This window comes from Geodermatophilus chilensis, assembly GCF_002802985.1.
Taxonomy (GTDB): domain Bacteria; phylum Actinomycetota; class Actinomycetes; order Mycobacteriales; family Geodermatophilaceae; genus Geodermatophilus; species Geodermatophilus chilensis.
This window is the reverse complement of the sequence record NZ_NVPT01000006.1, coordinates 53,717-62,046: the sequence shown is the minus strand read 5'-3', so window position 1 is coordinate 62,046 and position 8,330 is coordinate 53,717. Positions and strand designations below refer to the sequence as shown.

7 protein-coding genes and 1 pseudogene are annotated in these 8,330 nt (G+C 76.3%); 4 read left to right on the top strand and 4 right to left on the bottom strand.

Annotation, left to right across the window (positions count from 1 at the left end):
* A pseudogene (locus CNO22_RS02005) lies at positions 1-950 on the top strand (hypothetical protein); the annotation flags it as partial.
* 130 nt (positions 951-1,080) lie between these two features.
* On the opposite strand, the gene CNO22_RS02000 reads toward CNO22_RS02005, so the two are convergent.
* Both CNO22_RS02000 and CNO22_RS01995 read right to left on the bottom strand, forming a co-directional pair.
* Positions 1,081-1,893, bottom strand: coding sequence for a hypothetical protein (locus tag CNO22_RS02000; protein WP_232806728.1), 813 nt, complete (start codon positions 1,891-1,893; stop codon positions 1,081-1,083).
* A 150-nt stretch (positions 1,894-2,043) separates the two neighbouring features.
* The gene (locus tag CNO22_RS01995; RefSeq protein ID WP_100497681.1) at positions 2,044-2,376 is read right to left on the bottom strand and encodes a WhiB family transcriptional regulator; all 333 of its coding nucleotides are present in this window, start codon (positions 2,374-2,376) and stop codon (positions 2,044-2,046) included.
* 241 nt (positions 2,377-2,617) lie between these two features.
* On the opposite strand from CNO22_RS01995, the gene cofD reads away from it, so the two are divergent.
* The 3 genes from cofD (at position 2,618) to rfbA (ending at position 5,668) form a co-directional block, all read left to right on the top strand.
* Positions 2,618-3,568, top strand: coding sequence for a 2-phospho-L-lactate transferase (gene cofD, locus CNO22_RS01990; protein WP_100497680.1), 951 nt, complete (start codon positions 2,618-2,620; stop codon positions 3,566-3,568).
* A 97-nt stretch (positions 3,569-3,665) separates the two neighbouring features.
* Positions 3,666-4,766, top strand: a complete 1,101-nt coding sequence (locus CNO22_RS01985) for a coenzyme F420-0:L-glutamate ligase (protein ID WP_408609684.1) — start codon at positions 3,666-3,668, stop codon at positions 4,764-4,766.
* 29 nt (positions 4,767-4,795) lie between these two features.
* A complete protein-coding gene (rfbA, locus tag CNO22_RS01980) occupies positions 4,796-5,668 on the top strand; it encodes a glucose-1-phosphate thymidylyltransferase RfbA (protein ID WP_100497691.1) in 873 nt (290 codons plus the stop codon).
* 84 nt (positions 5,669-5,752) lie between these two features.
* On the opposite strand, the gene CNO22_RS01975 is transcribed toward rfbA, so the two are convergent.
* Both CNO22_RS01975 and CNO22_RS01970 read right to left on the bottom strand, forming a co-directional pair.
* Positions 5,753-6,508, bottom strand: a complete 756-nt coding sequence (locus CNO22_RS01975) for a DNA-3-methyladenine glycosylase family protein (protein WP_232806727.1) — start codon at positions 6,506-6,508, stop codon at positions 5,753-5,755.
* Positions 6,509-6,678: 170 nt separating this feature from the next.
* Positions 6,679-8,304 (bottom strand): hypothetical protein, encoded by a 1,626-nt coding sequence (locus CNO22_RS01970; RefSeq protein WP_100497679.1) that lies wholly within the window; start codon positions 8,302-8,304, stop codon positions 6,679-6,681.
* Positions 8,305-8,330: the final 26 nt, after the last annotated feature.

Genomic DNA, 8,330 nt, shown 5'->3' with positions numbered 1-8,330 from the left:
GGCGGGCAGCGGCGGCAGGCTGGGCGCGGGGGTGGCCGAGCGGGCGGCAACCCCGGGCTGCGCCGGGCGACCCGCACCCCGCGCGCCCCGCCCGGCCCGCGCCGCGCTGGCGGGACGACGACCTCCCCGGCTTCCTCGACGCCCCTCCCGGCACACCCGGCGCGCCGCCGGCGCCCGCCGCGCTCCCGGAGGAGGACCCGGGCCCCTCGCAGCCGGACGGCAGCGGCCGCGCCGTGGCCGGGATGGCCGCCGCGGCCCTGGTGCTGGTGGCGGCTCTCGCCGGGGTCGCCGGGGCGACCCGCGACGGCGGCGGCCTCGCGATCGCGAGGCCCGCGCCCGGCACGGTGACGCCGTCCCCGCAGGACACCCCGACGCCCACCCCCGTACCGCCGTCGCTGCCCACGGTGCCGGCGGACCCGCTGCCGGGCGAGGGCGGCGCCGGGGTGCTGGCCGACCGCTCGGTGCCGCTCGGCGAGGACGGCGTCGTGGCCCGGCTCGCCTTCGGCGGCCTCGTCGTCGAACGGCAGGCGGTGGGGACGACGGTGGGCTACCCGATGGTGAGCGTCACCGCGGCCGGGGACGGCGGGACGGCGCTCGCGCACCTGCGGCTGCCGACCTGGAACTGCCTGACCGCCGAACCGCCCGAGGACCCCGCGGCCGCGGGCTGCGTGCGCTCGCGCACCGAGTACGCCGACCTGCCCTCCCCCGCCCTCACCGTCACGCGGGACGGCGCGGACCTGCGGCTGACCGGCCGCTTTCCCACCTACACCCAGCCGATCGGGACCGCCCCGGCCTACACCGGTCGGGTGTACGACCTCGCGGTCACCGTCTCCCCCGCCGGGCCGGTGCGCGACGGCACCGCGCCGGCTGAGGGCACCGTCTTCCTCGGCACCGACCGCGCCGAGAGCCTCGACGAGCCCGCGCTCAACGTGGTCAGCTACTCCGGCTGAGCAGGACGGCGGCGATCTCCGCGGGGACCGCCGGGAACGACGCGGCGATTTCCGCGGAAATGGCCGCGAGCGACGGGGCGATTTCCGCGGAAATCGCCCAGAGGGGCCGCGGCGCGGGAGCCGGCCGGCGTCACAGCCGGCTGAGCAGGGCCGCCGGGCCGCCGCCGCGCAGCGTCAGCGAGACCAGCGGCGCACCCATCTCGGTGCGCCGGCCCACATCCGGAGTGCTCCACCACGGCCGCCGGTCGGCGCCGTCGACGAGGGTCAGCAGCGCCCGCTCGCCGTCGGCCGCCGTGGCCACCTCCACCTGACCGATGGCGGCGTGCAGCCGGGCGGTGACGCGCAGGGCGGTGCGGGTGCGGCGGTCGGGCTCGCGGGCGAGCAGCGCGGACAGCCGGCGGTCCAGCTCGGCGGGGTCCCGGGTGCGGTGCACCGGGCCGGCGTCGTCGAGGTCGTCGACCAGGCGGGCGCTGCGGGCGTTGGCGAACGCCGCCTCGGGCCGCCGGCGGCCGATCGCGCGCAGCGTCGGGTCACCCAGCGGCAGGCCGGCCAACCGCAGCGTCCAGGCGCGGCGCACCCGGTCGAACAGGCCCAGGACGCCGGCGGCCAGTTCGTCGGCGGCGGCGTCGTCCCGGGCCGGGAGGCGGGCGGGCGCCGCCCCGGCGGGCACCGGGAGACCGTCGCCGAGCAGCGTGGCCGTGAGCCGCGGGCCGCCGCGCAGGGCGAGGGTCGCCAGCGCCCGCGGTGCGCCCGTACCGCCGGGCGGGTCGACCACGACGGCGACCGGCCGCGGGCCGCCCGGCCGGGCGTCGTCCAGGGCCAGCGCGGCGGTGAACCAGGGGGCCCGGGCGGTCACCGGCGCGCGCAGCGCCGCGAGCAGCGGACCGGCCGCGCGGAGCTCCCGCACCACGGCCGCCCGGCCGGCCACCACGCGCGTCGTCATGCCCTGAACGACATCACAGCCGCCGACGGGATCCGTCGGCGGCTGTGAGGACAGCTCGGAGCTGGTGTCACACGGCGCTGTGCGCGGCCCCGTCCAGGGGCCCGCCCCGAGCTTGCGAGGGGTGGGGAGGACGGGGTCCTTCTACCTTTTTCAGCCGGCGCGGCGGCGCAGCCGGCGGCGCTCACGCTCGGACAGCCCGCCCCAGATGCCGAAGCGCTCGTCGTTGGCCAGCGCGTACTCCAGGCACTCGGCCTTGACCTCGCAGCCGGTGCAGATCTTCTTGGCCTCGCGGGTGGAGCCGCCCTTCTCCGGGAAGAACGCCTCCGGGTCGGTCTCGGCGCACAGCGCGCGCTCCTGCCACGACTGCACCTCGGCCTCCAGGCCCGTGCTCCACAGGCCGGAGAAGCCCTGGGCCGGGCCCGTGGCACTGCGGTCGCGCTCGGAGGCGTTCACGTAGTCGCTCAACCACGAGACCTCTGCCATGACGATGCGTCCCCTCTCGCTGTCGTCCCGATGTGCGTTCCACGGGACGTTCCCGGGCCGCTCGGCACTCGTTGACACCGCCGGAATTACACGCGTGTCGTTGTGGGGCCGTCAACTCCGCCCGGTGTAAGCGCCTCGTCCCACCGGCCCCACCCGTCACAGGGTGTTCGTCACTTCTCGCTGCACACCTCGACACGCCCGGCGAACAGTGGACAAGTGCCCATCGGGCACGATGACTTTCGTGCACATCGTCGTCCTCGCCGGAGGGGTCGGCGGGGCCCGGTTCCTGGCCGGACTCCGCGCGACCGTGCCCGACGCGCGGCTCACCGCCGTCGTCAACACGGGGGACGACGTGACGATGCACGGGCTGCGGATCTGCCCCGACCTCGACACCGTCATGTACACCCTCGGCGGCGGCATCGACCCCGAACGCGGGTGGGGCCGGGCCGGCGAGAGCTGGACGGTCAAGGAGGAGCTGGCCGCCTACGGGGCCGAGCCGACGTGGTTCGGCCTGGGCGACCGCGACCTGGCCACCCACCTCCTCCGCACCCGCATGCTGGACGCCGGCTACCCACTGTCCCAGGTGACCGCCGCGCTGGCCGACCGCTGGCAGCCCGGCGTCGAGCTGCTGCCGATGAGCGACCAGCGGGTGGAGACCCACGTGGTGGTCGCCGACCCGGGCACCGGGCGGCAGCAGGCGCTGCACTTCCAGGAGTGGTGGGTGCGGCACCGCGCCGAGCCCGAGCCGCGCGCCTTCGTGCAGGTCGGGGTGGACGCCGCGAAGCCGGCGCCGGGCGTGGCCGAGGCGTTCGCCGCCGCCGACGCGGTGCTGCTGGCGCCCTCGAACCCCGTCGTGTCGGTCGGCACGATCCTCGGTGTGCCCGGCCTGCGGGAGGCGCTGCTGGCGACGCCGGGCAGCGTCGTCGGGGTCTCGCCGATCGTCGGCGGCAGCGTCGTGCGCGGGATGGCCGACCGCTGCCTGCCGGTCCTCGGCGTGGAGGTCAGCGCCGAGGGGGTGGCTCGGCACTACGGCGCCCGGTCCTCCGGCGGGCTGCTCGACGCCTGGCTGGTGCACACCGGCGACCCGGCCGACGTCCCCGGTGTCGAGGTCCGCGCCGTCCCCCTGCTGATGTCCTCACCCGAGGCGACCGCGGCGCTGGCGCGGGCCGCGCTCGACGCCGCCGGTGTCTGAACAAGGACCCGCCTGCCCCCCACCGGGGAAGGACCCCGCCCTTCGCGAGCTCAGGGCGGGACCCGGGACGGGGCCGCGACGGGGTCCTGCAGGGGGGCTGCCGTCCCCGGGGCCTTCGCCGGCTCAGGGCGAGGCGCGGGACGGGGCCACGGTCCCGGGTGGGATCTCGGTCCACCCGGTCACCGACCTGCCGGAGTTCTCCCCCGGCGACGACCTCGCCGCGGCGATCGCGGGTGCGGCGCCCTGGCTGGCCGACGGCGACGTCGTCGTCGTGACCTCCAAGGTGGTGTCCAAGGTCGAGGGCCGGCTGGTGCCCGTCGCGCCCGGCGAGGACCGCGAGGCCGCCCGGCAGCGGGCCATCGACGCCCAGACGGTGCGCGTGGTCGCCCGCCGCGGCCCGCTGAAGATCGTCGAGACGCCGCAGGGCTGGGTGGTCGCCGCCGCCGGGATCGACGCCTCCAACGTCCCCGGTGACGCGCTGGTGCTGCTGCCCGAGGACGCCGACGCCTCGGCCCGGGCCCTGCGCGACCGGCTGCGCGAGCTGCTCGGGGTCGAGGTCGCCGTCATCGTCAGTGACACCTTCGGCCGCACCTGGCGGGACGGGCTGACCGACGTCGCCGTCGGCTCGGCGGGGATTCCCGCACTGATCGACCACCGCGGCGCCGTGGACGCCCACGGCAACCGGCTGGAGACCACCCAGGTCGCCCTCGTCGACGAGCTGGCGGGCGCCGCGGACCTGGTGAAGGGCAAGCTGGCCGGCATCCCGGTGGCCGTCGTCCGCGGGTTGCCGTTCGACCCGCCGAAGGACGACGCCGGCACGCGGCCGCTGGTCCGCCTGGGCCCCGGCGACCTGTTCCCCTACGGCAGCCGCGACCTGGTGGCGACCCGGGTGCCCGGCGCGGACCTGGTCCCCCGCCCCGGCGAGCTGGACGCGGTGGCGGCGGCGTTCCGGGTGGCGACGGCGGCGCTGCCGGAGTTCCCGGTGGTGCTGCGCTACGGCGGCGAGGGCGACGGGGTGGTCGACGTGCACCTGCCGGAGCGGGCCACCACGACGGCGGCGCTCAACCTCGGGGCGCTGGTGGGCGCGGTCGTCATCCAGCTGCACGCCGAGGGCTGGACGACCCGCTGGGAGCCGGTGGGCACCCCGGGCGGCAGCTCACTCGTCGGGAGGCTGTGGCTCGGATCGCCCGCGTCCTGAGCCGGAACGCGCCGGTAGCGTCGCCGGACATGCGGGGGATCATCCTGGCCGGGGGCACCGGCAGCCGCCTGTTCCCGATTACGCAGGCGGTCAGCAAGCAGCTGATGCCGGTCTACGACAAGCCGATGGTCTACTACCCGCTCTCCACGCTGATGATGGCCGGCGTCCGCGAGGTGCTGGTGATCACCACGCCCGGCGACCAGGAGGCGTTCCGCGCGCTGCTGGGCGACGGCACCCGGCTGGGCATGCGGATCGAGTACGCCGTCCAGCCGCAGCCCGAGGGGCTGGCCCAGGCCTTCCTGATCGGCGCCGAGTTCGTCGGCGACTCCTCGGTGGCCCTGGTGCTCGGCGACAACATCTTCTACGGCGCGGGCCTCGGCACGGCCCTGGGCCGGCTGCCCGACCCCGACGGCGGGCACGTCTTCGCCTACCACGTGGCCAACCCGCAGGACTACGGCGTTGTCGAGTTCGACGCCGACCGACGCGTGCTGTCCATCGAGGAGAAGCCGGCGGTGCCCAAGAGCTCCTACGCCGTCCCCGGGCTGTACTTCTACGAGTCCTCGGTGATCGACGTGGCGCGCGGCATCCGGCCCAGCGCCCGCGGCGAGCTGGAGATCACCGCGGTCAACGAGCACTACCTGCGCCAGGGCCGGCTCACCGTGACCGTCCTCGACCGCGGCACGGCGTGGCTGGACACCGGCACCTTCGCCTCGCTGCGTCAGGCCACCGAGTTCGTGTCGGTGGTCGAGGAGCGACAGGGCCTGAAGATCGGCTGCATCGAGGAGGTCGCCTGGCGGCAGGGCTGGCTGGACGACGACGGCCTGCGCCGCGCCGCCGAGCCGCTGGGCAAGAGCGGCTACGGCGACTACCTGCTCCGCCTGCTCGACGACCCGGTGATGTAGTTCGGGCAGGCTGCGGCCCAGAGGGCGGCCCCCTTGCAGGGCCCCGCCGCGAGCCTGCGAGCGGTGGGGGGCAAGGGGGTCCTCTCAGAGGCGGCGGTAGTCGGTCGGGGCGTTGCGCGGGCCGCGCTTGGGCGGGCGGCTGCCGCCGATGCCCAGCAGCCGGACGACGCGCTGCCGCTGCCCGCGCCAGGGCTCGAGCAGCTCCATCATCCCGTCGTCGTCGGTCTTGCGGCCGGCCAGCGACCAGCCCACCAGGTTCTTCAGGTGGTAGTCGCCGTAGCTGACCGTGTCCGGGCAGCCGAACACCCGCTGCACCACCTCGGCCGCCGTCCAGACGCCGATGCCCGGCACCGTCTGCAGCCGGCGCTGCAGGTCGGCGCAGTCCACGGCCTCCTCCGGCTCCAGCCGCGCGGCGACGCTCGCCACGGCCCGCAGCGCCCGGCGACGGGCGCCGTCCAGGCCGCAGCGGTGCCACTCCCAGTCGGTCACCGCCAGCACCCGCTGGGGGGTCGGCGGCACGCGCATCCCCTCGGGGGCCGGGCCCGGCGCGGGCTCGCCGGCCAGCCGCAGCAGCGCGCGCCACACGCGGTGCGCCTCGATGACGGTCACCTTCTGCTCGAGCACGGCGGGCACCAGGGCGTCCCAGGTGCGCCCCGTCCGGCTCAGCCGCAGCCACGGGGAGACGCGGTGCACGCGGGAGAGCAGCGGGTGCCCGCGCGGCTCGAACTCCTCGGGCCGGTCCTCGGCGCCCAGCCATGCGGGCACCGCCGCCCCGGCCCGCTCGGCGCCGGGCCCCCACGCCGTCACCCGCACCTCGCCGCCGCGGACGGTCAGGTGCACCGTCGCCGGGCCGTCGGGCGTGCTGACCGCCCGCCAGCAGCCGTCGTCGACGTGGCGCAGCGCCGGGTCGCCGGTGCTGCGCTGGTGCGGGAAGAGGGTGCGCCGGACGTCGAGCGGCCAGGCCGGCCGCCAGACGTCCTGGAACGCCGGGGCCTCGAGGGTGGTGCTGGTCAGGACGTGCTCCCTGGGGAAGAGGGCCGTGCAGGCGCCGCCGGCGCCGGGGCGAGCGTAGGCCCGGCGCCGGCCCCGGCCCAGGCCGCGGGAGTGCGGGGCGGGGACGCCGGCTCGCCGGCCGGGCCCAGGTCCATCGGCGCGGTCGCGTCGTGCACCGGCGGCTCGTCCTCGACCGCCGGACCGGGGCCCGTCCCCGCCGTCCGCCGGTCCAGCAGCAGGAGCACCGCCGCCACACTGACGGCGACGGCCGGCCAGTAGACGAACCGGTAGTCGTAGCCGATGACCATCGGCAGGTAGGTCACGACATAGACGACCGAGGACGCCCCCAGGGCGACCACGACGCCGGCGTGCTCCGCCGACTCCCGCCTGCGCCAGCCGAGCCCCAGCACGAGCACCGCGGCGAGCAGCCAAGCCCAGGGCATGAAGACGAACCCGAAGTCCCGCGTCGTCGCGCCCACGTAGGACTCCAGCGTCCGCGATGCCGGGTTGGGCCCGAACGCGAGGCCGTACGGGTTGGCACCGATCGTGAACCAGGAGACGAACACCTCGTCGGGCGGCGTGTGCAGGAACTCGCCGAAGACGCGGAGCCGGAAGGTGGCGTAGTCCAGCGGGTGCTCGGCGATGCCGCTGAGGTAGAGGTCCCGCAGCTCGTCGGCGTGCGTCAGGAAGACCGACGGGATGGTCCCCGTCGTGTTCGCGCACCGCCACGTGTAGTTGACGTCGCGGGTCTCCGGTGGGCAGGTGGTCGCCAACGTGACCAGGTAGTCGCGCAGCGGCGGGCTGACGTCGGCCGACCGGAGCTCGTCGAGCGAGTAGAGGTGCAGGACGTCGTCCAGCATGACGCTGGCGGCCGGGTGGGTCTCCTGGACCGGGCGGACGGCGTCGATGACCGGCGTCGCCACCAGCGCGCCGACGACGGCGGCGCCGGCGAGCGCGAGCCGGTACCGCCGGGCCGGCCGCGGCGCGGGCCAGGTCAGGAGGAACAGCAGCGGGATGATCGCCGGGAGCGCGTTGTAGCGGACGGCGCCGGCGTAGGCGCACAGCAGGACGGCCACGGCCACCGCCGTCCAGCGCAGCCAGGTGTGCTCGACCCCACGGCGGACGAACAGCAGGAGGACGACCGCGCCGAGCAGCGCGAAGGCGAGCTGGCCGTCCTTCCAGATCACCGCGGACATGCTGGCGACGTGCGGCAGCACCCCCAGGAGCAGCGGCAGCAGGGAGAGCAGTCGGCGACCGCTGCGCCGGAAGACGTACACCGCCAGCAGGGTCAGGGCCGCCCAGAGCAGGCCGAGCTGCGCGACGAGCATGCTGCCGACGCTGCCGCCGGTCAGCACCATGAGCAGCCACCACGACGCCGTCATGACCGGTGGGTGCCAGTCGGCCAGGGTCGACGGGTCCAGCGCCTGCCCCAGCTGCACGACCGAGTCGAAGGACATGAAGCCCGGGTAGAAGGGCAGCACGTTGCCGACCAGGAGCACCGCGCCGAGGACCACCAGGGTCGACGTCCAGTGCCTCGCCGGCCAGGAGCGCTCGACCCGGGCCCGGACCCGCGACGGCACCCCGCGGCGCCGGTCGGGCGCCTGCCCCGGTGCGGAGTCGGTCGCCGTGGTGGTGTGCGCCATGGGTCTGGACCGCTCCCTGTGTGGAC